This window comes from Streptomyces sp. NBC_00448, from assembly GCF_036014115.1.
In the GTDB taxonomy this organism is placed as follows: domain Bacteria; phylum Actinomycetota; class Actinomycetes; order Streptomycetales; family Streptomycetaceae; genus Actinacidiphila.
Window position 1 is genome coordinate 2546168 of sequence record NZ_CP107913.1, and the last position, 22555, is coordinate 2568722.

At 73.2% G+C, this 22555-nt stretch carries 21 protein-coding genes and 1 riboswitch; of the genes, 8 read left to right on the forward strand and 13 right to left on the reverse strand.

From position 1 onward, the window contains the following. Positions 1-57: 57 nt before the first annotated feature. The 5 genes from OG370_RS10800 to OG370_RS10820 form a co-directional block, all read right to left on the reverse strand. Positions 58-1053, reverse strand: a complete 996-nt coding sequence (locus OG370_RS10800) for a hypothetical protein (protein WP_328462998.1) — start codon at positions 1051-1053, stop codon at positions 58-60. A 23-nt stretch (positions 1054-1076) separates the two neighbouring features. Next, a complete protein-coding gene (gene metF / locus OG370_RS10805; protein ID WP_328463000.1) occupies positions 1077-1997 on the reverse strand; it encodes a methylenetetrahydrofolate reductase [NAD(P)H] in 921 nt (306 codons plus the stop codon). Between the two features lie 321 nt (positions 1998-2318). Continuing rightward, entirely contained in the window at positions 2319-2978 is a 660-nt protein-coding gene (gene thiE, locus OG370_RS10810; protein ID WP_328463002.1) for a thiamine phosphate synthase, read from the reverse strand. A gap of 96 nt (positions 2979-3074) precedes the next feature. Continuing rightward, positions 3075-3449: an Rv2175c family DNA-binding protein gene (locus OG370_RS10815; protein WP_328463004.1), complete on the reverse strand. Its 375-nt coding sequence runs from the start codon at positions 3447-3449 to the stop codon at positions 3075-3077. A gap of 93 nt (positions 3450-3542) precedes the next feature. Beyond that, the gene (locus OG370_RS10820) at positions 3543-4754 is read right to left on the reverse strand and encodes an NAD(P)/FAD-dependent oxidoreductase (protein WP_328463006.1); all 1212 of its coding nucleotides are present in this window, start codon (positions 4752-4754) and stop codon (positions 3543-3545) included. 150 nt (positions 4755-4904) lie between these two features. Beyond that, positions 4905-5018: riboswitch (TPP riboswitch) on the forward strand. Between OG370_RS10820 and thiO the strand changes: the two genes are divergently transcribed. The 5 genes from thiO to OG370_RS10845 all read left to right on the forward strand — a co-directional run bounded on the left by thiO (position 5014) and on the right by OG370_RS10845 (position 10410). After that, the gene (gene thiO / locus OG370_RS10825) at positions 5014-6177 is read left to right on the forward strand and encodes a glycine oxidase ThiO (protein ID WP_328463008.1); all 1164 of its coding nucleotides are present in this window, start codon (positions 5014-5016) and stop codon (positions 6175-6177) included. Its footprint overlaps the riboswitch before it by 5 nt. After that, positions 6174-6380 (forward strand): sulfur carrier protein ThiS, encoded by a 207-nt coding sequence (thiS, locus tag OG370_RS10830; protein ID WP_328463010.1) that lies wholly within the window; start codon positions 6174-6176, stop codon positions 6378-6380. The genes thiO and thiS overlap by 4 nt, the downstream gene beginning before the upstream one ends. Positions 6381-6382: 2 nt before the next feature. Then, positions 6383-7204 carry a thiazole synthase gene (locus OG370_RS10835; protein WP_443060645.1) on the forward strand — a complete coding sequence of 274 codons (822 nt, stop codon included), beginning with the start codon at positions 6383-6385 and terminating at the stop codon, positions 7202-7204. Positions 7205-7541: 337 nt separating this feature from the next. Further along, a complete protein-coding gene (gene pknB / locus OG370_RS10840) occupies positions 7542-9497 on the forward strand; it encodes a Stk1 family PASTA domain-containing Ser/Thr kinase (RefSeq protein WP_328463012.1) in 1956 nt (651 codons plus the stop codon). 25 nt (positions 9498-9522) lie between these two features. After that, positions 9523-10410, forward strand: coding sequence for a deoxyribonuclease IV (locus tag OG370_RS10845; protein WP_328473982.1), 888 nt, complete (start codon positions 9523-9525; stop codon positions 10408-10410). An 82-nt stretch (positions 10411-10492) separates the two neighbouring features. Here OG370_RS10845 and OG370_RS10850 read toward each other — a convergent pair whose 3' ends face one another. The 5 genes from OG370_RS10850 to OG370_RS10870 all read right to left on the reverse strand — a co-directional run bounded on the left by OG370_RS10850 (position 10493) and on the right by OG370_RS10870 (position 15180). Next, on the reverse strand, positions 10493-11254 hold the full coding sequence (locus OG370_RS10850) for an amino acid ABC transporter ATP-binding protein (RefSeq protein WP_328473985.1): 762 nt from the start codon (positions 11252-11254) through the stop codon (positions 10493-10495). A gap of 86 nt (positions 11255-11340) precedes the next feature. Continuing rightward, positions 11341-12378, reverse strand: coding sequence for an amino acid ABC transporter permease (locus OG370_RS10855; protein ID WP_328463014.1), 1038 nt, complete (start codon positions 12376-12378; stop codon positions 11341-11343). A 38-nt stretch (positions 12379-12416) separates the two neighbouring features. Next, complete coding sequence (locus OG370_RS10860) at positions 12417-13343, reverse strand: ABC transporter substrate-binding protein (protein WP_328463016.1); 927 nt, start codon at positions 13341-13343, stop codon at positions 12417-12419. After that, on the reverse strand, positions 13340-14149 hold the full coding sequence (locus OG370_RS10865) for a deaminated glutathione amidase (protein WP_328463018.1): 810 nt from the start codon (positions 14147-14149) through the stop codon (positions 13340-13342). The genes OG370_RS10860 and OG370_RS10865 overlap by 4 nt, the downstream gene beginning before the upstream one ends. Next, positions 14134-15180: a hypothetical protein gene (locus OG370_RS10870; protein ID WP_328463020.1), complete on the reverse strand. Its 1047-nt coding sequence runs from the start codon at positions 15178-15180 to the stop codon at positions 14134-14136. Before OG370_RS10870 ends, OG370_RS10865 begins: the two co-directional genes overlap by 16 nt. 146 nt (positions 15181-15326) lie before the next feature. Between OG370_RS10870 and OG370_RS10875 the strand changes: the two genes are divergently transcribed. Further along, complete coding sequence (locus OG370_RS10875; RefSeq protein WP_328463022.1) at positions 15327-16784, forward strand: aminotransferase class I/II-fold pyridoxal phosphate-dependent enzyme; 1458 nt, start codon at positions 15327-15329, stop codon at positions 16782-16784. 274 nt (positions 16785-17058) lie between these two features. Here OG370_RS10875 and OG370_RS10880 read toward each other — a convergent pair whose 3' ends face one another. Then, positions 17059-17673 carry a sulfite oxidase-like oxidoreductase gene (locus OG370_RS10880; protein WP_328463024.1) on the reverse strand — a complete coding sequence of 205 codons (615 nt, stop codon included), beginning with the start codon at positions 17671-17673 and terminating at the stop codon, positions 17059-17061. A gap of 179 nt (positions 17674-17852) precedes the next feature. Here OG370_RS10880 and bfr point away from each other — a divergent pair, with 179 nt between their 5' ends. Continuing rightward, complete coding sequence (gene bfr, locus OG370_RS10885; RefSeq protein ID WP_328463026.1) at positions 17853-18332, forward strand: bacterioferritin; 480 nt, start codon at positions 17853-17855, stop codon at positions 18330-18332. A 21-nt stretch (positions 18333-18353) separates the two neighbouring features. Here the strand turns inward: bfr and OG370_RS10890 are convergent, their stop codons facing one another. Together OG370_RS10890 and OG370_RS10895 are read right to left on the reverse strand one after the other, a co-directional pair. Beyond that, positions 18354-18671: a (2Fe-2S)-binding protein gene (locus tag OG370_RS10890; protein WP_328473987.1), complete on the reverse strand. Its 318-nt coding sequence runs from the start codon at positions 18669-18671 to the stop codon at positions 18354-18356. Positions 18672-18835: 164 nt separating this feature from the next. Further along, positions 18836-20185: a class II 3-deoxy-7-phosphoheptulonate synthase gene (locus tag OG370_RS10895; protein ID WP_328463028.1), complete on the reverse strand. Its 1350-nt coding sequence runs from the start codon at positions 20183-20185 to the stop codon at positions 18836-18838. A gap of 283 nt (positions 20186-20468) precedes the next feature. Between OG370_RS10895 and OG370_RS10900 the strand changes: the two genes are divergently transcribed. Continuing rightward, positions 20469-22547, forward strand: a complete 2079-nt coding sequence (locus OG370_RS10900; RefSeq protein ID WP_328463030.1) for an anthranilate synthase family protein — start codon at positions 20469-20471, stop codon at positions 22545-22547. The last annotated feature ends 8 nt before the right edge of the window (positions 22548-22555 follow it).

The following is a 22555-nucleotide window of genomic DNA, read 5'->3' on the forward strand; positions in this document are numbered from 1 at the left end:
GGTTGGCTCGCCCGACGGTTGAGGGTCGACCGTCGGCTGTGGGCGGCGGACCGGCGCTCAGTAGCGGTACGGGTCGTACGGGTCCGCGTACTCCTGCTGCTGCTCGTACGGCGGCTGGTTCTGCTGCTGCGGGATGTACGGCTGCTGCCGGCCGTACGCCTGCTGGTCGTAGCCGTAGCCGCCGTACGTGTCGGCCGCGGGCTGCTGCGGGTAGGGCTGCGGGGACTGCCAGTCCCCGGCGCCCTCCCCGCCGTACCCGCCGCCGTCGGTGCCGCGCGCGTTGCCGAACACGTCGTAGTCGTCGGGGTCGTAGCCGTACGAGGCCCCGGCGGGCGCGGGCTGCTCCTGGTAGCCGTCGCCGTCCTGGCCCTGGTCCTGCCGTTCTCCCTGCCCCTGCCCCTGCCCCTGGTCCCAGGCCGGCTGCTGCTGCTCGTAGCCGGTCCAGCTCTGGTAGCCCTGCGCGCCGTATCCCTCGTAGCCGCCGCTGGTGTACGGGTCGGGGGTGTACGTCGACTGGCCGTCGTAGAGCGGGTATTCGCCGCTGTCGTCCTGCATCGGCATCGGCTGGTACACCGCCTGCTCGGCGCCGTACCCGCCCTGGACCTGCGCGTCGCCCGACGGGACCGAGAAGTCGTGCACCGCCGTCGCGTTGGCGCCCACGCCCGCCAACTCCTCAGCCGGAAGCGGCTGTTGGGCGGGGTCCGGGCCGGCCGCCTGGTCGGCCTCGATCGGGCCGACCTCCAGCACCGGTTCGGCCGGGCGGGCGCCCGCGGCCCTGCGGCGCCGGCTGGAGCCGGGGCGGCCGCCTATCGCCCAGCCCGTGGAGAAGCCCCGCTTGTAGGAGAGCGTGACCTGGCTCTGCCCGGTGCCGAAGGCGAGCGCGCCCAGCACGATGAGCACCACACTGCGGTCGGCGACCCCGATGACCAGGCCGAGGAACCCCGCGAAGGCGAGCACCCGCCAGCGCAGCCGGGCCTTGTACTGCAACAGCACTTCGCCCAGCAGCCACAGCGCGACGATGCCGAACGCGATGTAGAGCACCGAGTAGCCCATGTGCCCACTTCCTCACCTAGGGGTCACGCCGCCCGCCGATGCAGCCCGAGGTTCTCGTAGATCTCCAGCGAAGCGGTGGAGTGGTTAAGAGTAATGAAGTGGAGCCCCGGAATGTCCTCTGCCATGAGGCGGCGGCACATCTCGGTGGTGAACTCGATGCCGATCTCCCTTACCGCCGCCGGGTCGTCCTGCACCGCGAGGATGCGTTCGGCCAGGTCGGCGGGGAAGGGCGCGTTGCCGAGCTGCGAGAAGCGCTCGATCTGCCGGACGTTGGTCACCGGCATCACCTCGGGGATGATCGGCACGGTGCAGCCCGCCCGGTCCACCCGGTCCCGCAGCCGCAGATACGCGTCCGCGTCGAAGAACATCTGGGTGATCGCGAAGTCGGCGCCGGCCCGGCACTTGTCGAGGAAGTGCCGGGTGTCCTCGGCCGGGTCGGTCGAGCGCGGGTGCATCTCGGTGAACGCCGCGACCCCGACGCAGAAGTCCCCCGACTCCTTGACCAGCCGCACCAGTTCGGCCGCGTACGTCAGCCCCTGCGGGTGCGGCACCCACTCGCCCATCGGGTCGCCGGGCGGGTCGCCGCGCACCGCGAGGATGTTGCGGATGCCCGCGTCCGCGTACTGCCCGATGATGTTGCGGAGTTCGGCGACCGAGTGGTTCACCGCGGTCAGGTGGGCGCACGGGGTGAGCGTGGTGTCCGAGACGATCCGGTCGGTGGCCCGCACGGTGCCCTCCCGCGAGGAGCCGCCGGCGCCGTAGGTGACCGACACGAAGGTCGGGCGCACCGCCTCGATCCGCCGGATCGCCCTCCACAGCGTCCGCTCGCCCTTCTCGGTCCGCGGCGCGGCGAACTCGAACGAGTACGAGCGCTGACCGGACGCGAGCAGTTCACGGATCGTGATCGCGCGGTCCGTGCGTGTGGATGAAGTCCCCAGGGCCATGCAAGCAGGCTAACGTGTGGCGGTCGCCACACGTTAGTGCTCGCGGCCACTCCCGGGTGGACCCGTGGCCCTCGGACAAGGGTGCCCTGCCCTCCCCGGGCGGACCCGCTGCTGCGGGAGGCGTTCACCCCGCAGGGGCGCGAGCCGCGATGGTGGCGCGGGTCGCACCGGACCGAAGGGGCAGTTGCTGTCGTGTCCGGACCACCGGCCGGAACATGGTTGCGCGCGCAGTTCCCCGCGCCCCTGAGTGGGTGACGCGCTCCGCGACGGCACCCCGCGCCCCTGGAGGGTGGACGTCTTCCGGGAGGGGGCCCGGGTGGGTCAGTGGGGCACCGCGCAGCGGAGGGATCGGGTCAGGGCGGAAGCGGCTTGGTAGGGGTCGGGGGCTTCGGTGATCGCGCGGACGACGACGATCCGGCGGGCGCCGGCGTCGAGCACGGCGGGGAGGTTCGTGAGATCGATCCCGCCGATCGCGAACCAGGGCCGTTCCGTGCCGAGGGCGGCGGCGTGGCGGACGAGGGAGAGCCCGGGAGCCGGGCGTCCCGGCTTCGTGGGGGTCGGCCACACCGGCCCGGTGCAGAAGTAGTCCGCGCCGGGCTCGACCGCCGCGGCGTCCACCTCGGCCTCGGCGTGGCAGGACCGGCCGATCAGCACGTCAGGGCCGAGCAGGGCGCGGGCGGCGGGCACCGGCAGGTCGTCCTGCCCCAGGTGCAGCACGTCGGCGCCGGCCGCGTGCGCGACGTCGGCCCGGTCGTTGACCGCGAGCAGCTTGCCGTGCCGGCGGCACGCGTCGGCGAGTACGTCGAGCGCGGCCAGCTCCTGGCGGGCCTCGATGCCCTTGTCCCGGAGCTGGATGATGTCGACGCCGCCGCGCAGCGCCGCGTCGGCGAACTCGGCGAGGTCGCCGCGGGCGGTACGCGCGTCCGTGCACAGGTAGAGCCGCGCGTCGGCGAGGCGGGCGGACGCAGCTGGAGTGGGCATCGCGGGCTCCCGGGGTCGATGCGCCCCGGGCGGGCCGCCGCCGCGCACGTACGCGGGTGCGGTACGGGCGCGGCGGCGGCCCGCGGCGGGCGCGGGCTACACGGCGAGCGCCTGCGCGCGGCGCTTCACCTCGGTCCCGCGATTCTCGCGCAGCGCGTTGGCGGGGGTGCCGGGCAGGGTCGGGTCGGGCGTGAAGAGCCACTCGAGGGCCTCGTCGTCCGTGAACCCGTCGTCCTTCAGCAGCGTCAACGTGCCGGGCAGCCCCTTGACGATCTTTCCGTCTCCGATGAAGTCGCTCGGCACCATCAGGACCTTGTTCTCCCCGCGGCGAACCGCGATGAGCTGCCCTTCCTTGATCAGCGGTCGCATCCGGGTCACTTCGAGGCCGAGACGCTCCGCGACCTCGGGCAGGGTGAGCCAGGAGGGGACCAGAGCGTCAATGTGTGCGTCAACCGACGAGAAAACAGTCACGGGACAAGCCTGCCACCTGCGGCCGACAATCGCTCCCACCGCTGAGCCGTCACGGTAGTGGTGCCCGCCGTGTCGTTCCCGCGCCCGGGTCGGTCAGCGGGGCACCGCGGACTTCAGCGGCACCGCCGGGTCCGCGGCGAGCGCGGGGTCCGGCTCGAAGCCGGCCGCGATCAGCTTGCGGGCCTGTGCCATGTCCCGCGGCCGCCCCACCGCGAGGAGCGCCACCAGCACGCCGCGGCGCAGCCACAGCACCGACCAGGACGTGCCGGAGGGGTCCCCGCGGGTGAGCAACTGGTCGTCGTCCCGGTGGAATCCGGCGTACTGCACGAAGCGGCCGAACTGCTCGGACCAGAAGTACGGCACCGGGTCGTACGCCTCCTCGCCGCCGAGGAGGTTCGCGGCGGCGGTGCGCGGTCCCTGGACGGCGTTGTCCCAGTGGTGGATGAGCAGGCGCCGGTTGTAGCGGGCCGAGGGGAAGGACGCGCAGTCGCCGACCGCGAAGACGTCGGCCGCGGTCGTCCGCAGCCGCTCGTCGGCCCGTACCGCGCCCTGCGGGTCCAGGGTCACCCCGGAGCCGGCCAGCCAGCCCGTGGAGGGACGGGCGCCGACCCCGACCACCACCGCGCCGGCCGCCAGCCGGCTGCCGTCGGCGAGCACCACCCCGCCCGCCTCGACCGCGGCCACCGGCGTGCCGGTCCGCAGGGTGACGCCCGCTTCGTCGTACCAGCCGGTCATGTGTGCGGTGACGGAGGCGGGCAGCACCCCGGCGAGGGGGCGGTCGGCCGCCTCCACGACCGTCACCTCGCAGCCGGCCTGCCGGGCCGCCGTCGCGAACTCGGCGCCGATCCAGCCGGCGCCGACCACCACGACGTGCTCGCGCCGGTCGAGTACGGGGCGCAGCGCGGCGGCGTCGTCCAGGGTGCGCAGCGGGTGCACGCCGGGCAGGCCGGCCGTGCCGGGCAGGGCCACCGCGTACGCGCCGGTCGCCAGCACGAGCGCGTCGTAGTCCACCCGCCCGGTGTCGGTGATCAGTTCGTGCCGCTCGGCGCGCAACGCCTGCGCGTGCACGCCCAGCCGCAGGTCCACGTCGAGCGCGGCGAAGTCGACGTCGAAGTGCACGTCGGTGAGGGCGCCGCCCTCCGCGCCGAGCAGCACCGCCTTGGACAGCGGCGGGCGGTCGTACGGCAGGTGCGGCTCGTCTCCCAACAGGGTGATCCGGCCGCGCCAGCCCTGCCGGCGCAGCTCGACGGCCGTCTGCACGCCGGCCATGCCGGCTCCCACGATCACTGCGTGACGCTCGCTCACCGGGCCACGTTAACCCGTCGGTGCCGCGCCGGACGCCCGCCCCGTCCGAGCCGCGGACCTGCTTCGCCCTCGACGCGGCGGCGGACGGGGGCGGTCGGGCGGCGGACGGGGGCGGCGTCCGGGCCGGGGCCCTCCGCTAAGCTGACCGGCAAGCGAGATCGCGGGAGCCCGGACGGACCGGGCTGAGAGGGTGGCTGGTCGGCCGCCGACCGTACGAACCTGATCCGGGTCATGCCGGCGAAGGGAGCAGCCGAGACTCATGCGTACCCGAACAACGGACGTCCTCGTCGTGGGGGGCGGCATCATCGGGCTGGTGACGGCGTGGCGCGCCGCCCAGCGCGGGCTGGCCACGGTGGTGGCCGACCCGTCCCCCGGCGGCGGAGCCGCCCACGTCGCGGCGGGCATGCTCGCCGCGGTGACGGAGTTGCAGTACGGCGAGCAGACGCTGCTCGACCTGAACCTGGCGTCGGCCGCGCGCTACCCGGACTTCGTCGCGGAGTTGACCGCGGCCACCGGCCTGGACACCGGCTACCGCCCGTGCGGCACCCTCGCGGTGGCGCTGGACGCGGACGACCGGGCGGACCTGCGCGACCTGCACGCGTTCCAGACCTCGCTCGGGCTTGCCGCGCAGTGGCTGAGCGGGCGGGACTGCCGCCGGCTGGAGCCGCTGCTGGCCCCGGGGGTGCGCGGCGGCCTGCGGGTGGACGGCGACCACCAGGTCGACCCGCGCCGGCTGGCCGCGGCGCTGCTGCGGGCCGCGCGGGCCGCGGGCGTGGAGTTCGTACGGGCGAAGGCGGTGCGGGTGGAGTGCGCCGGCGACCGGGTCACCGGCGCGGAACTCGCCGACGGCACAAGGGTGTCGGCGGGCCGTACCGTACTGGCCGCGGGCTGCGAGAGCGGCCGGCTGCCGGGGCTGCCGGAGGACGCGCTGCCGCCGGTGCGGCCGGTGAAGGGGCAGATCCTGCGGCTGCGGGTGCCGGCCGCGCGGGCGCCGTTCCTGTCGCGCACGGTCCGCGCGGTGGTCCGCGGCAGCCACGTCTACCTGGTGCCGCGGGAGAACGGCGAGCTGGTACTCGGCGCGACCAGCGAGGAGTTCGGCTGGGACACCGCGGTGACCGCCGGCGGGGCGTACCAACTCCTGCGGGACGCACACGAGTTGGTACCCGGAATCACCGAACTCCCGCTCACCGAGACGCTGGCGGGACTGCGGCCCGGCTCCCCCGACAACGCGCCCCTGCTCGGGCCGTCCGAGCTGGACGGCCTGCTGCTCGCCACCGGGCACCACCGCAACGGTGTGCTGCTCACCCCGATCACCGGGGACGTGCTGGGCCACGCCCTGGACACCGGCGAACTTCCCGACTACGCCAGGCCGTTCGGGGCCGGCCGGTTCGCGGCGACCGCGCGTGAGGAGCAGGCGGTATGACGATCAGCGTGCTCGTCAACGGGGAGCGGCGCACCCTCGACGAACCGATCGAACTCGGCGCCCTCGTGGCGCGGTTCACCACGGCGCCCTCCGGGGTGGCCGCCGCTCTCAACGAGACCGTCGTTCCGCGCTCGCGCTGGGCGGCGACCCCGCTGGCCGAAGGCGACCGGGTGGAGATCCTCACCGCGGTACAGGGAGGCTGACCGTGACGACATCGGTGAAGTCCGCGGGGACGGCCGATCCGCTGCGGATCGGGGACGCCGTGTTCGGGTCCCGGCTGATCATGGGGACCGGCGGGGCGCCCAGTCTCGACGTGCTGGAGCAGGCGCTCCTCGCGTCCGGTACGGAGTTGACGACCGTCGCGATGCGGCGGCTGGACCCGACCGCGAAGGGTTCGGTGCTGTCGGTGCTGGACCGGCACGGTATCCGGGTGCTGCCGAACACGGCCGGGTGCTTCACCGCGGGCGAGGCCGTCCTCACCGCGCGGCTGGCCCGGGAGGCGCTGGGCACCGACTGGGTCAAGCTCGAAGTGATCGCGGACGAGTGGACGTTGCTGCCCGATCCGGTCGAACTCCTCGACGCCGCGGAGACGTTGGTGGACGACGGGTTCACGGTGCTGCCGTACACCAACGACGATCCCGTGCTCGCCCGCAAGTTGGAGGATGTCGGGTGCGCGGCGATCATGCCGCTCGGCGCGCCGATCGGGTCCGGGCTCGGCATTCGCAACCCGCACAATTTTCGGCTCATCGTGGAGCGCGCGTCGGTGCCCGTCATCCTCGACGCCGGTGCCGGCACCGCTTCCGACGCGGCATTGGCGATGGAACTCGGGTGCGACGCCGTCATGCTCGCGTCTGCGGTCACCCGGGCGCAGCGGCCCGCGCTCATGGCCGCGGCCATGCGGCACGCGGTCGCCGGCGGCCGGCTCGCCCACCGTGCCGGCCGCATCCCCCGCAGGTACGGTGCCCTCGCTTCCTCCCCGACCGACGGTGCCCCCACCTTCGGGGCGCCCCCCGACTCCCCGTCCTGACGGTCCCCGTCCCGCTCCCGGGTGCGGCCCCCACGGCTCCCCGCCGCCAGGGTTGCGGCCCGCTCCCGGCCGCGCCCCGGTGGTGGGTTGCGCGCGCAGTTCCTCGCGCCCCTTGCGGGTGACCGTCCTCCCGCGAAAGGAGCCGCACACACCCAGGGGCGCTGGGGGCACCTCCCAGGCGAAGCTCTGGGGGAGGAACTGCCCGCGCAACCGGCCACCGGGGCGCACCCGGGGACGAGGGGGAACCCCCGCGGCGGGGAGCCGTACCGTCACAACCGCGTAGCGAACCGCGCGGGTCACGTCGAACCACGCAAAGCGCCTCGTAGAATCGGTGGCCGTGGACACCAGCGTGCAGGACCCGCTTGTCGGGCAGATGCTCGACGGGCGCTACCTGGTCGAGGGGCGCATCGCCGTCGGGGGGATGGCGACGGTCTACCGTGCCATGGACACCCGGCTGGACCGGGAACTCGCACTGAAGGTCATGCACCCGCGGCTGGCCGAGGACGCTGTTTTCGTGGAGCGCTTCATCCGCGAGGCGAAGGCGGTCGCGAAGCTGGCGCACCCGAACGTGGTGGGCGTCTTCGACCAGGGCGCGGACGGCACGTATGTGTATCTGGCGATGGAGTACGTCGCCGGGTGCACGCTGCGGGACGTGCTGCGGGAGCGCGGCGCGCTCCAGGTGCACGCGGCGCTGGACATCCTGGAACCGGTGCTCGCGGCGCTGGGCGCAGCCCACCGCGCGGGTCTGGTGCACCGCGACATGAAACCCGAGAACGTACTGATCGGCGACGACGGCCGGGTGAAGGTCGCCGACTTCGGCCTGGTCCGGGCGATCGACACCAAGACGAGCGTGTCCACGGGCGTGGTGCTGGGCACCGTGTCGTACCTGGCGCCGGAGCAGATCGGGCACGGCACGGTCGACCAGCGCGCGGACGTGTACGCGTGCGGCGTGGTGCTGTACGAGATGCTGACCGGCCGCAAGCCGTACGACGGCGACACCCCGATGAAGGTGATGTACCAGCACGTCAACGAGGACGTGCCGGCCCCTTCCGCGGTCATGCCGACCGTGCCGGCGCTGCTGGACGCGCTGGTGGCGCGGGCCTGTGCCCGGCTTCAGCAGGCCCGCCCGGCGGACGCGGTGGAACTGCTCGCCGAGGCCCGTACGGCCCGGGCCGCCCTCTCGCCGGAGGAACTGGACGCGCGGCCGGGCGGCGCGAGTACGCAGGCCGCGCCCGTACCGGTGCCGGTGCCCGAGCCCGTGGACGCGGCACCCGCCGGACCTGCCGGTTCCGAGGAGCCCACCAGCGTCGTGGCGCTGCCCGACGCCCCGGTCACCGACCGCACCACCCGCCTGCTGCTGCCCGCCCCGCCGCCCGACGACCCTCCCCCCGCCCCGGCACCCGGGGGAAGGGCCCGCTCCCGCCGCGGCCCGCTCGCCCTGCTCGTCGCCGTGCTGGTCCTCATCGGCGTCGCCGCGGGCGTCTGGTACATCAACGACGGCCAGTTCACGACCGTCCCGGGCGTGCTGTCGCTGCCGCAGGCGAAGGCGGAGCAGAAGCTCGACAAGGCCGGCCTGGACACCAAGGTGAAGCAGGACTTCTCGCTGACGGTGCCGCGCGGCAGCGTGATCGCCACCGACCCTTCCCCGGGCAAGCGCGTCCGGGGCAACGGCACCGTGACGCTGACGGTCTCCAAGGGCCCCCAGCACGTCCAGGTGCCCGACGTCGCCGGGCGCGACCTGGCCACCGCGCGCAAGGAGATCAAGGCCGCGAGCCTGACCCCGGGCACCGTCACCCAGGCGTTCGACGACGACGTGCCGCGCGGCGAGGTGGTCTCCACCGACCCGAAGGGCAGCACCGAGCTGGCCCCGGGCACCCCCATCGCGATCACCGTCTCGCGCGGCGCCCCGATCGACGTGCCGGACGTGGTCGGCGAGTCGGTCACCGACGCCCAGCAGGACCTGGAGGCGGCCGGGTTGAAGGTGGTGCTCGCGCCGGGCAAGGTCTTCTCCGACGAGGCCGACAAGGACCAGGTGGCGCTGGAGTCGCCGGGCAGCGGCAGCCAGGCCGCCGCGGGCGACTCCGTGACGATCACGGTCTCCAAGGGCCAGCAGCAGTTCCCGGTGCCGGACGTGACCGGCAAGAGCGCGGGCGACGCGAAGAAGATCCTCCAGGCCGCGGGCTTCGACGTCCGCGTGATCAACATCTTCTTCGGCAGCACCGTGTTCAGCCAGTCGCCCGACGGCGGCAGCCAGGCCCCCAAGGGCGCCACGATCACCCTGTGGGTGCGCTGAGACCGGTGTTCGAGTGAACGAGCAGATGACACCTGGCCGGCTGCGCAACCCGGTCGGCGCGCACGTGCCGGTGGCGGGCGGCCTCGCCGCCAAGGGCCTGGGCTACGCGGAGCAGTTGGGCGCGGAGGCGGTCCAGGTCTTCGTGGCGAACCCGCGCGGCTGGGCGACCGGCCCGGGCGACCCGGTGCAGGACGAGGAGTTCCGTACCCGGTGCGCCGCCGCGTCCCTGCCGGCGTACGTCCACGCGCCGTATCTGATCAACTTCGGCTCGCACACCCCGGAGACCGTCGACCGCTCGGTGGCGTCACTGCGGCACTCGCTGCGCCGCGCGCGGGCGATCGGCGCACTCGGCGTCGTGGTGCACACCGGTTCGGCGACCGGCGGCCGGGGCCGCGAGGCCGCGCTGGGGCAGGTACGGGAGCGGATGCGGCCGCTGCTGGACGAGTTGACGCACGACGACGACCCGTGGCTGCTGCTGGAGTCGACCGCCGGGCAGGGGTCCTCGCTGTGTTCCCTGGCCGAGGACCTGGGGCCGTATCTCGACGCGCTGGACCGGCATCCCCGGGTGGGGCTGTGCCTCGACACCTGCCACGTGTTCGCCGCCGGGCACGACATCGCCGCGCCCGGCGGGGTGGGGCGCATGTTCGCGGAGATCGAGAGTGCGGCGGGCGCGGGGCGGCTTCGGCTGATCCACGCGAACGACTCGAAGGCGGGGTGCGGCTCCCACCTCGACCGCCACGAAGGGATCGGGTCCGGGCGGATCGGGGCCGACCCCTTCCGCGAGATCCTGGCCCACCCGGCGACGTCCGGGGTGCCCCTGATCATCGAGACCCCGGGGGGACCCGAAGGGCACGCCTCGGACGTGAAGCTGCTCCAGTCCCTTCGCCCGGAACCGGTGGGCGGCGCGGCCTGACCCGCGGCGGTGCGGCCTGGACCGGGGCGGCGCGACCCGGACCCGGACCCGGCCCCGGACCTGGACCCGGGCGGCGCGGCCGTCAGGTCTCCTGGATGAAGCGGCTGAGGAACGCCTGCGTGCGGGCCTGGGCGGGATTGTCCAGGACCTGGCGGGGCGGTCCGCTCTCGACGACCTGCCCGTCGTCCATGAACACCACCCGGTCCGCCACCTCCTTGGCGAAGGCGATCTCGTGGGTGACCACGAGCATGGTCAGGCCCTCCTCGGCCAGCGTCCGCATGGTGGCCAGCACCTCGCCGACGAGTTCGGGGTCGAGGGCGCTGGTCGGCTCGTCGAAGAGCATCAGCTTGGGCCGCATGGCCAGTGCGCGGGCGATGGCCACCCGCTGCTGCTGCCCGCCGGAGAGCTGCCGCGGGTAGGCGCCCGCCCGGTCGGCGAGGCCCACCTGGTCCAGCAGCCGCAGCGCCGTCTCGCGTGCCTCTGCCTTCGGGACCCGCAGGACGCCGACCGGCGCCTCCATCACGTTGGCCAGGACCGTCTGGTGGGGGAAGAGGTTGAAGTGCTGGAAGACCATCCCGATGTCGCGACGCTGCCGGGTGACCTCCCGGGGACGCAGGTGCGTCACGCGCGAGCCCGACTGGCGGAAGCCGATCAGCCGGCCGTCGACATGGATGGAGCCCGCGTCGATCTGCTCCAGGTAGTTCACGCACCGCAGGAGCGTCGACTTGCCCGAACCGGAAGGGCCGAGCAGGACGACGACCTCGCCGGTGCCCACCTCCAGGTCGATGCCGCGCAGCACCTCCTGGTGCCCGAACCGTTTGCGCACCTGGCGGGCCACCACCATCGGCGCCGCCTTCGTCCCGGCCGGGCCGGTGGCGACCGGGACGCTCCGCGAACCCGTCACGCTCCGCACGGCCGTCTCGTCCGTCGTCATGAGATCGTCTCCTCGGTTTCCCGTGCCTGCGGCGCGAGGGTCGCGCGCTGCCGGCGGAAGAACGCGAAGTCCCAGAAGCTCTGGGGGGTGTTGCGCGTCGCTCCGCGGGCGTAGTGGCGCTCGATGAACGACTGCCCGACGTAGAGCACGGACGTCATGATCAGGTACCACAGGCACGCCACGATCAGCAGCGGGATGGTCTCGAAGGTGCGGTTGTAGACCGACTGCACCGTGTAGAGCAGGTCGGCCAGGGCGATGACGCTCACCAGCGAGGTCGCCTTGAGCATGTTGATGACCTGGCTGCCGGTGGGCGGCACGATGAACCGCATGGCCTGCGGCAGCACGACGCGCCGCAGGATTCTGGCCCGCCCCATGCCGAGCGCGGACGCGGCCTCCGTCTGTCCCGGGTCCACCCCGAGCAGGCCGCCGCGCACGATCTCCGCCATGTACGCGGCCTCGTTGAGCCCGAGGCCGAGGATGGCCGCGAACCACGGGCTGATCAGCGAGTTCGTCGCCGCGTGCCCGAACTCGGGGCCGAAGGGCACGCCGAGGGAGATCCGGGGAAGCAGGGCCGAGAGGTTGTACCAGAAGATGAGCTGGACCAGGACGGGGATGCCCCGGAAGAGCCAGACGTACAGCCCGCAGGCGCCGCGCATCACACGGTTGTCCGACATGCGCCCGATGGCCAGCAGGACGCCGCCGACGATGCCGATGAACATGGCGACCGCGGTCAGTTCGATGGTCGTGGCGATGCCGGGGCCGATGAGCTGGGCGTCGAAGTAGGCGCCGACCGTGCCCCATTCGAAGTTGGGGCTGGTCACCAGGAAGTGCCCGAGCTGGGCGGCGAGCACCGCCAGGACCAGGACGGACAGCCAGCGCAGCGGGTGGTGGACCCGCGCCGCGGTGGAGACGTCGACGGTGCCGTGGACGGAAAGCGGCGCGGCGCCGTCGCCGGGGCCGGACCGGGCTGCGCCGGTGTGCGGACCGGTCGTGTCGGGGCCGTCCTGGGCGGTCGCGGAATGCGGGGTGGCCATGGCCGGCTCACCTCCTCTCAAAGGGTCTGCTGCGGATTTCAGGCGTCGCCGCCGAGATTGATGCCGGGCGTGGTGAGCTCATTGCGGGTGAGGTTCCACTTCTTCATGATCGATCCGTACGTGCCGTCGTCGACCAGCTTCTGGAGCGCCTTGACCAGCACGCCGCGCAGCGGCGAGCCCTTGGCGACGACGGCGCCCTGGTACAGGTCGTGGAAGCCGTTGGCCGACTTGGTGCCGGACAGTTCCAGCTGCCCCTTGGACTGCGAGACGAAGTAGGTCAGCGGCGACTCGGAGGAGAAGAACGCGTCGGCCCGTCCGGACCGCACGGCCAGGATCGAACTGGGCTGGTCCTTGTACGACTGGACGGCGACGGCCTTCTTGCCGTCCTTGACGCAGGTCTGGGACTGCGAGCGGATGACGGACTCCGCCGAACCGCCGGCCTGGACGGCGATGCGCCGGCCGCAGGCGGTGGCCAACGAGTCGATGCCGCCCGGGTTGCCCTTCGGGACGGCGAAGACCACGAACTCCTTGACCCAGTCCACGAAGTCGTTCGCGCCCTGCCGGTCCTTGAAGTCCCCGACCGGCCCGAGCGCCAGGTCGTAGCGGCCCGCCTTGATGCCGGTCAGTTCGGAGGGCAGCCCGTCGGCGGTGACGTTCTGGATCTTCACGCCGAGCAGCCGGCCCAGCGCGTCCGCCAGGTCCGCGGAGGCGCCGGTGAGGCTGGAGGTGTCGGACCCGGCGATCTCGTACGGCGGGAAGGAGCCGCCGTTCACCGACACCAGCGTGCCGGACGAGCGGTTCTTGGCCGGCAGCATGGCGTGCAGCGCGGGGTCCTCGGTGATCGAGGTCTGCCGGCCGCCGGAGGTCTGCGCGCCGCCCTGGGACTCCGGCGGGTTCGCTGCGCAGGCGGTCAGAGCGAGGGCGCAGGTCAGGGCGGCGGCCGTGGCGGCAAGGGCGGATCTCATGAGGGGCCTCCCAGGAGTATCGGGTCGGGGTTGACGGCGAAGCGGCGGTTGGCCAGCACCGGCAGGGTGCGCCGGGCCGTCGCCGTGGCCTCGGGGTCGATGTCGGCCCAGGCGAGCCCGGGACCGGCGGCCAGCCGCGCCCGGACGGTGCCGAGCGGGTCCACCAGCATGCTGTTGCCGATGTTGCGCGGACCGCACTCGCCACTGGCCGCCACCCAGCAGGTGTTCTCCAGCGCGCGGGCGGTGACCATGACCTCCCAGTGCCGCTCCTTGGCAGGACCGCGCACCCAGGCCGCGGGCAGCGCGAGCACCTCGGCACCCGCGTCCACCAGCAGCCGGGCCAGTTCCGGGAAGCGTACGTCGTAGCAGGTCATCAGGCCGACTCCGGTGCCGGCCACCTCGACGACGACCGGCGGCTCGTCCGCGGGGCGGACGTTCACCGACTCCTGGTCGCCGAAGGCGTCGTAAAGGTGCAGCTTGCGGTAGCGGGCGACTAGGGCGCCGTCGCGCAGGACCACCAGCGTGTTGAAGACCCGACCGTCGTCGGAGGGCTCGTGGACGCCGACGACCACGGTGGCGCCGCCGCCGCGGGTGGCCGCGCTCAGCTCGCTGACGAAGGGGCCGTCCAGCGGCTGGGCGACCTCGCGGATACGGTGCCGGTCCTCGGTGAAGCGGGCCAGGACGCCCTCGGGCAGGACCAGCAGGTCCGCGCCCCCGCGTTCGGCCTGCTCCAGTGCGTCCTTGCACGCGGCGAGGTTGTCCTGCCAGTCCGGACGGGCGGCGAACTGTCCTACTGCTGTACGCATGGCATGCTGCTCCCGGTCGGGGCCGCGGACCGGTGAGCTGTGGTCGCGGCGGGCGGTTCGGTGACGTCGACGGTGTCGAGGGCCGGGTCCGGGAAGACCACGGCCGGGTCGATGGGCTCGGGCCAGACGCCCTGCTCATGGAGTTCGGCGCAGAACGCCCGGGTCATCGCGGCGTTGGGCAGCGCTCCGTACGGCATCCAGTCGCCGTCGAAGAGCAGCGCCGACTCGGTGAGTTGGTGCAGCAGCCAGGGTTCGGTGTCCGCGAGCAGGCGGCGGCGGCCCACCCAGCGGCGCTTGGACTCCTCCAGCGCCGCCAGCAGCGCGGCGGGCAGGTCCGGATGGGCCCGCACGACCTCGCGCTTCAGCGTCACCAGATGGATGCCGGGGACGAACCCGGTGGTCCGCCAGTACGCGCGCTCGGCGGCCGGGTGGTCGGCGAGCAGGTGGCGGAAGCGGCTGCCGGCCGTGAACAGTTCCGGCGGCATGAACGGTGTCAGGATCGCGTCCACGCGGCCCGCGGCCAGCTCTCCGACCAGCGACTCCCCCGCCGCCATGGCCGACACGTTCGGCGGCAGCGGGCGCGCGCCCAGCCGGCTCTTGCCGATCTCGCCCGTCTCCAGCGGCCCCACCCGCCATTCCACCCCGGTCAGGTCCACCCCGGCGGCCCGGATCAGCGCCCGGGTCCAGGTGTTGCCGGAGTCCGGCCAGCCGGTCAGGCCGATCCGGGTTCCGGCGAGTTCCTCGAGCGCGTGCAGCGGGCTGTCGGTGCGCACCAGCACGCAGCGGTGACGGAAGCCGCGCATCACGAACGCCGGCAGGCCGACCAGCCGGTCGTCCCCGGCCGCCACGGCCTGCACATAGCGGCTGAACGAGGTCTCACCGCCGTCGAGTCCGGGCTCGGCCAGCACGTCGGGCGTGACCTCGCGCGACTCGATGCGGACCGCGCAGCCCGGTACCTCCACGCCACCGGAGGCCAGCGGGACGAGATGGTCCCAGTCACGAAGTCCCAGTCGGACCACAGGGGAGGACACAGTGCGCAACTCCTCGCGTGTACGAACTTTCCACGCATAGCTCTCATACGGCCTGCGATGCAAAGGAGGCTATTGTTCACCCAGGACGGTAGACAAGAGTTGTTTTGTTACTGAACATAGGTTTTCCACGTCGTAACCTGCTGAGGGTGCGTCAGAGTGCGGTCCGGGCGAAGGGCGGGGCGATGCAGGAGAAGGCCATCAGCGTGGCGGGCGCGGCGCAGGATGCCGGCGGCACGGCCACGGAAGAGGAGGGCGGGGGCTGGTCCGCGGTCCGGCTGGCCGGGCGGATCACCGACCCCAGCGCCCGCGGCATCGCGGCGGCCATGACCGACCTCATCCGGGCCGGTGACCTGGCGCCCGGCAGCGCGTTGCCGACCGTGCGCGCCCTGGCCGCCGCGCTGGAGGTCAGCCCCGGCACCGTCGCGGAGGCGTGGGCCCTGCTGCGCGGACGCCGGACGATCGCCACGCTCGGCCGACGCGGCAGTGTCGTCAGCGGGCCACCGTCCGTGCCCCACCCGGTGCGCTACGAAAGGGTCGGCGACCTCGGTCCCCACCTCACCCTGGACCTCGCCGTGGCCGCCCCCGACCGGGCGCTGCTGCCGGCCCTGGACGGCGCCCTGCTCGCGGGCGCCCGCACGCCCCAGCTCAACGACTACTCGCGCACGGCCGTCACCTCAGCCCTTCTGGACGCCGTACGCGGCAGCTGGCCGTTCGAGCCGGAGGCGTGGATGGCGGTGGGCGGCGGCTACGAAGGCGTACACCTGCTCTGCCAGGCGCTGATCACACCCGGCGACCGGGTCGCGGTGGAGGAGCCGACGGCGGCTCGGCTGCTGGACATCCTGGAGTCCCTGGGAGCCCAGATCCTGCCCGTCGCCTGTGACGCGGAGGGGCCGCTGCCGGACTCGCTCGCCGACGCCGTCGCCCGTCGCCCCACGCTCTTCCTGCACCAGGCCCGGGCGCAGGCGCCCTGCGGCTGGACCGTGAGCCCGGCCCGGGCCGCCGCGCTGGCCGCCGTCCTGGAGCCCGCCCGGAACATCACCGTCATCGAGGACGACGGCATCGGCCCGCTGGCCCGGACCGCCGCCGGCAGCATCGGCACCCATCTGCCCGAGCGCACCGTGCTGGTGCGCTCCTACAGCAAGGCATACGGGCCCGACCTGCGCATCGCCGTGCTCGGCGGGCCGCGCGAGGTGGTCGAGCGCGCCCGGGTGCTGCGCACCTTCGGCATCGGCTGGACCAGCCGCATCCTCCAGGACGCGCTGGCCCACCTGCTCACCGACGACACGGCGAGCCGTACCGTGCGGGCCGCCGCCGACCGGTACGACCTGCGCCGCAGGGGGCTGGCCGACCGGCTGGCCCGGCAGGGCGTGCCCACGGCCAACCGGGACGGCCTGATGCTCTGGGTGCCGGTGGCCGACGAGACCTCCACGCTGGTCACCCTGGCGGCGCGCGGTATCACCGTGTCCCCCGGCAGCCGCTTCTGTGTCTCCTACTCCCTGCCGCACGTCCGGGTCGCCACCAGCCGCCTCACCGACGACCCGGAGGCGCTGGACAGGACGGCCGCCGTCCTCGCGCGGGCCGCCGTCGCCCCGGACGCGCCCTAGGCCGTGTTTTGGAAGTCCCTCCCCCCCTGCCTTCGGCGGGGGAGGTGCCCCCATCCCGTGGCGCCTGGCACACACGCTCGCTTCGTTGTCGGGCTTGTCCGAGTAGGCCCACTACGAGGACAACCCTCCGCCTTGCGATCTGGGGGCACCCCCACGCCGAAGGCTGTGGGGGAGCACCAGACGCCACGGGCCCCGCCCTTTGGGCGGACGGCGCTACTTCCAAAATACGGCCTAGGGACGCGCCGGCACGCCTCGCCGACTCCCCCCACGCGGCCTAGAGTTCGGGGCCGTCTCCCGGGGTCTCCTGGAAGGAGTAGCGCTGCTCGCTCCAGGGGTCCCCGACGTTGTGATAGCCCCGCTCCTCCCAGAACCCGCGGCGGTCGGCCGTCATGTACTCGATGCCGCGGACCCACTTGGGGCCCTTCCAGGCGTAGCGCTTGGGGACCACCAGGCGGACGGGGAAGCCGTGTTCGGCGGTGAGCGGCTGGCCGCTCTCGTGCGTCGCGAAGATCGTGAGGTCGTCGAGGAAGTCGTCGATGCGCAGGTTGGAGCTGAAGCCGTACTCGGCCCAGACCATGACGTGGGTGACGTCGTCCGCGGGCGGCGCGAGCTTCGCGACGGTGGTGGCGGCGACCCCGCCCCACTCCATCCCGGTCATCGAGAACTTCGTGACGCAGTGGAAGTCGGCGACCACGGTGGCGTACGGCAGCGCGGAGAACTCGTCGTGGTTCCACACCGGCCGCGCCCCCTGCGCGGTGGCACCGAAGACGCGGAAGTCCCAGCGGTCCGGGCGGAAGCGGGGCACGGGGCCGTAGTGCGTGACCGGCCAGCCCCGCTGGAGCCGCTGCCCCGGGGGGAGCCGCCCCTCCGGATGCTCGTGCCGACCCATACCCCCATGGTGACAGACCCGCCGCGATGCTTCCGCCGCGAGGCGCCGCTCACCGCCCCCACCAGGGGTTTCGCCGCGCCGGGCGGCGACGCCGTAAGCGTGCACTTACTGGAACAGGCCGCTGAGCGGTGCGAGGATGCCCGGAACTGTCGAGCCCGAACGGGAAGGACGGCGTTGCCATGCAGGGCGACCCCGAGGTCATCGAGTTCCTCAACGAGCAGTTGACGGCCGAACTGACCGCGATCAACCAGTACTTCCTGCACGCGAAGATGCAGGACAACTTCGGGTGGACGAAGCTCGCGAAGAACACCCGCGCCGAGTCCTTCGACGAGATGCGGCACGCCGAGATCATCACCGACCGCATCCTGCTGCTGGACGGCCTGCCGAACTACCAGCGGCTGTTCCATGTGCGGGTGGGGCAGACCGTCACCGAGATGTTCCAGGCCGACCGGCTGGTGGAGGTCGAGGCGATCGACCGGCTGCGCCGGGGCATCGAGCTGATGCGGTCGAAGGCCGACATCACCTCGGCGCGGCTCTTCGAGGACATCCTCAAGGACGAGGAGCACCACATCGACTACCTGGACACGCAGCTCGGGCTGATCGAGAAGCTGGGCGAGCCGCTCTACATCGCGCAGCAGATCGAGCAGCCGGAGAGCTGACGCGGGGCGGGGTCGTGCCGGTCAGGCGACGCGCCGCAGCGGCAGCGGAAGGGCCGGCGGCACGGACGCGGGCTGCGGCAGCACCGAGGGCTCCAAGGGCGCCGTCACGGGCTCCAGCGGCACGGTCGCCGGCTCTACCGGGGCCTTCGCCGGCTCCAGCCTGGTGCGGGTGGCGCAGCCGTCGCCGCGGCCCAGGACCGCCTGGATGCGCTTGACGCAGGAGCCGCAGTCGGTGCCGGCCTTGCAGGCCGAGGCGATCTGGCGCGGGGTGCAGCGGCCTTCCTCGGCGTGCTGCTTGACCTGCTGCTCGGTGATGCCGAAGCAGGAGCAGACGTACACGCGGTCACCGCCGATCGAGGCCAAGGGCTACTGAGGTAACCCTTACCTTACCCAGAGGTCCCGGCGGAAGAAAAGCCACGAGGGGCGCGGATCGATGTGATCCGCGCCCCTCTGCCGTATCTCGGTGCCTCGTCTCGGCGCCGGGTCTCCCGGCTCCCGGGGTGCTACTGGCCCCGGTACATCTCCGCCACCAGGAAGGCCAGGTCCAGCGACTGGCTGCGGTTGAGCCGCGGGTCGCACGCCGTTTCGTACCGCTGGTGCAGGTCGTCGACGAAGATCTCGTCGCCGCCGCCGACGCACTCGGTGACGTCGTCGCCGGTCAGCTCGACGTGGATGCCGCCGGGGTGGGTGCCCAGGCCGTGGTGGACCTCGAAGAAGCCCTTGACCTCGTCCAGGACGTCGTCGAAGCGGCGGGTCTTGTGGCCGGAGGCGGCCTCGAAGGTGTTGCCGTGCATCGGGTCGCAGACCCACGCCACCTTCGCCCCGGACGCGGTGACCTTCTCCACCAGCGTCGGCAGCTTGTCCCGCACCTTGTCCGCGCCCATCCGCACGATGAAGGTGAGCCGCCCGGGCTGCCGGTCCGGGTCGAGGCGGTCGATGTAGGTGAGCGCCTCCTCCGGGCTGGTGCCGGGGCCGAGCTTCACGCCGATCGGGTTGCCGATCCGCGAGGCGAACTCGATGTGCGCGCCGTCGAGCTGCCGGGTCCGCTCGCCGATCCAGACCATGTGCCCGGAGACGTCGTAGAGGTTGCCGGTACGCGAGTCGGTACGGGTCAGCGCGGTCTCGTAGTCGAGCAGCAGCGCCTCGTGGGAGGCGTAGAACTCGACCGTGCGGAACTCGGCCGGGTCGGTGCCGCACGCGGCCATGAAGGTCAGCGCGCGGTCGATCTCGCGGGCGAGTGCTTCGTAGCGCTGCCCGGACGGCGAGGACTTCACGAAGTCCTGGTTCCAGGCGTGCACCTGGCGCAGGTCGGCGTATCCGCCGGTGGTGAAGGCGCGCACCAGGTTCAGCGTGGAGGCGGAGGCGTGGTACATCCGCTTGAGCCGCTCCGGGTCCGGGATGCGGGCCTCGGAGGTGAACTCGAAGCCGTTGACCGAGTCGCCCCGGTAGGTCGGCAGCGTGACGCCGTCGCGGGTCTCGGTCGGCTTGGAGCGCGGCTTGCTGTACTGCCCGGCGATCCGGCCGACCTTGACCACCGGCACCGACGCGGCATAGGTGAGCACCGCTCCCATCTGGAGCAGCGTCTTGAGCTTGTTGCGGATCTGGTCCGCACCCACGGCGTCGAACGCCTCGGCGCAGTCGCCGCCCTGCAGGAGGAACGCCTTGCCCTCGGCCACCGCGGCCATGCGGCTGCGCAGTTGGTCGCACTCGCCGGCGAAGACCAGCGGCGGATACGAGGCGAGCTCGGCGATCACGTCGCGCAGAGCCTCGGGGTCCGGCCACTCGGGCTGCTGCGCCGCGGGAAGAGACTGCCAGGTGTTGACCCCGGCATGGGTTTCGGCTTTCACGGTCACGGGCTCCACAGTACGGGGTCCGATGGGTGCCGGATCGGGCCGCTCAGTGGATGAGACATCTCGCGGCCGGATACGGACGGCCGCCGCCGCGGTGCGGTAGGGTCGGTGCCATGACCGCGATGATCACCCGCACCACCCAGCACACCTGCTGGCGGACCGCTTCTCCGGCGGCCCGTTAGACATCGCGCGCAGATCACCTCGCGAAGGCCGCCCAGGGGGCGGCCTTCGGTGTTTCCGGGTCCGGCCGCCCCCTTCCCCGCCCGTCAAGGAAGGAACGCCCGCCGTGCCCCTCTCCGCCCCGCCTCCCACCGCCGCGCGACTCGTGGAGCGCCTGCTCACCCCCGGCTGCCCGCCGTTCGCCCTGCTGCACCGCCAGACCCCCGGCCACCCGCGGGACGTGGTGGAGGTGCTGCTCGGCCCGATCGAGCACGCCGACACGCTCGCCGGCATCCCGCTGCCCTCCGGCGCGCCCGGCGCCCCCGTCACCGACGCACTGGCCCTGGTGCCGTACCGGCAGATCCGCGAGCGGGGCTTCGACGTCCACGACGACGGCACCCCGCTGGCCGTGCTGCGCCCGCAGGAGGCGTACGAACTCCCGCTCGCCGACGTGCTGGCCGCGTTGGAGGCGCTGTCGGCCGGGCGCGAGGTGCGAGTCGAGGGCGGCGCGTTCGACGTCGACGACGACGCGTACGCGCGGATCGTGCGGCGGGTGATCGACGACGAGATCGGCACCGGTGAGGGCGCCAACTTCGTGATCCGGCGCACCTTCCGCGGCTTCGTCCCGGACTTCGGCCCGGCGGCGGCTCTGGCGCTGTTCGCCCGGCTGCTGCGCGGAGAGCGCGGCGCGTACTGGACGTACACGGTGCACACCGCCGAGCGGACGCTGGTCGGCGCCAGCCCGGAGGTGCATGTGCGGATGTCCGGTGGAAGGGGCGAGCGCGAAGCGCTCTCGGTTGAGGGTGGTGGTGGGCGACGGGCGGGCACCGTGGTGATGAACCCCATCAGCGGCACCTACCGCTACCCGGCGCAGGGGCCGTCCGCCGAGGGGCTGCTGGAGTTCCTGCACGACCCGAAGGAGGTGGAGGAGCTGACCATGGTGGTGGACGAGGAGCTGAAGATGATGTGCACGGTCGGCGACCTCGGCGGGGTCGTGATCGGGCCGCGGCTCAAGGAGATGGCGCACCTGGCGCACACCGAGTACGAGTTGCGCGGGCGCTCCAGCAAGGACGTGCGGGAGGTGCTGCGCGACACGATGTTCGCCGCGACCGTCACCGGCTCGCCGGTGCAGAACGCCTGCCGGGTGATCGAGCGGTACGAACCGCGCGGCCGCGACGGCTCCGGGCGCGGCTACTACGCGGGCGCGCTCGCACTGGTCGGGCGGGACGCGGGCGGCGCCCAGACGCTGGACTCGCCGATCCTGATCCGCACCGCCGACATCTCCCCCGCCGGCGAGTTGAAGGTGCCGGTCGGCGCGACCCTGGTGCGGCACTCCGACCCGTACGCGGAGGTCGCCGAGACGCACGCGAAGGCCGCGGGGGTGCTCACCGCGCTCGGGGTGCTCGCGCCGCCCGCGGGGACGCGGCGGGCCTCGGCGGGGTCCGACGCGGGCACGGCCGCGCCCCGGCTCGCCGACGACATCCGGGTGCGGGCCGCGCTGGACGCCCGGCGCTCCAAGCTCGCGCCGTTCTGGCTGCGGATGCGGACCGGCGGCCCGGCCACCGCCCCGGCCGACGGGGACGCGGCGTCCGGCGGACCGGTGCTGGTGGTGGACGCCGAGGACACCTTCACCGCGATGCTCGCGCACGTGCTGCGCTCCTCCGGCCGCACCGTGGCCGTACGGCGCTACAACGAGCCCGGGCTGCGGGAGGCCGCGCTGGCGCACCTCGGGCCGGTGGTGCTGGGCCCCGGCCCCGGCGACCCGGCGGACTCCGCCGACGCAAAGATGCGGTTCCTGCGCGCCCTCACCGCCGACCTCGTGCGCGACCACGCGCACGGGCTGCTCGGGGTGTGCCTCGGCCACGAGTTGATCGCGGCCGAACTCGGCCTCGACCTGGTCCGCAAGGACCACCCGGCGCAGGGCGCGCAGGAGGCGGTCGACTACTTCGGCACCCGTACGACGGTCGGCTTCTACAACACCTTCACGGCCCGCTGCGACGCCGACGCCGCCGAGGAACTGGCCATGCACGGCATCGAGTTGAGCCGCGACCCGGGTTCCGGCGACATCCACGCGTTGCGCGGACCGGGCTTCGCGGGCATCCAGTTCCACCCCGAGTCCGTGCTCTCCCTCGACGGCGCCGCCCTCGCCGCCGGACTCCTCACCCACATCGCCACCACCGCCCGGGCGGTGCGACCGCCGGTATAGCGTGGTCG

Bases quoted from the DNA above. Each gene is read 5' to 3' on its own strand.
- OG370_RS10800 (WP_328462998.1), bottom strand. From the start codon at position 1,053: ATGGGCTACTCGGTGCTCTACATCGCGTTCGGCATCGTCGCGCTGTGG.
- metF (WP_328463000.1), bottom strand. From the start codon at position 1,997: ATGGCCCTGGGGACTTCATCCACACGCACGGACCGCGCGATCACGATC.
- thiE (WP_328463002.1), bottom strand. From the start codon at position 2,978: ATGCCCACTCCAGCTGCGTCCGCCCGCCTCGCCGACGCGCGGCTCTAC.
- thiO (WP_328463008.1), top strand. From the start codon at position 5,014: ATGCGTACCCGAACAACGGACGTCCTCGTCGTGGGGGGCGGCATCATC.
- thiS (WP_328463010.1), top strand. From the start codon at position 6,174: ATGACGATCAGCGTGCTCGTCAACGGGGAGCGGCGCACCCTCGACGAA.
- OG370_RS10845 (WP_328473982.1), top strand. From the start codon at position 9,523: ATGACACCTGGCCGGCTGCGCAACCCGGTCGGCGCGCACGTGCCGGTG.
- OG370_RS10850 (WP_328473985.1), bottom strand. From the start codon at position 11,254: ATGGTGGTGGCCCGCCAGGTGCGCAAACGGTTCGGGCACCAGGAGGTG.
- OG370_RS10855 (WP_328463014.1), bottom strand. From the start codon at position 12,378: ATGGCCACCCCGCATTCCGCGACCGCCCAGGACGGCCCCGACACGACC.
- OG370_RS10860 (WP_328463016.1), bottom strand. From the start codon at position 13,343: ATGAGATCCGCCCTTGCCGCCACGGCCGCCGCCCTGACCTGCGCCCTC.
- OG370_RS10865 (WP_328463018.1), bottom strand. From the start codon at position 14,149: ATGCGTACAGCAGTAGGACAGTTCGCCGCCCGTCCGGACTGGCAGGAC.
- OG370_RS10880 (WP_328463024.1), bottom strand. From the start codon at position 17,673: ATGGGTCGGCACGAGCATCCGGAGGGGCGGCTCCCCCCGGGGCAGCGG.
- bfr (WP_328463026.1), top strand. From the start codon at position 17,853: ATGCAGGGCGACCCCGAGGTCATCGAGTTCCTCAACGAGCAGTTGACG.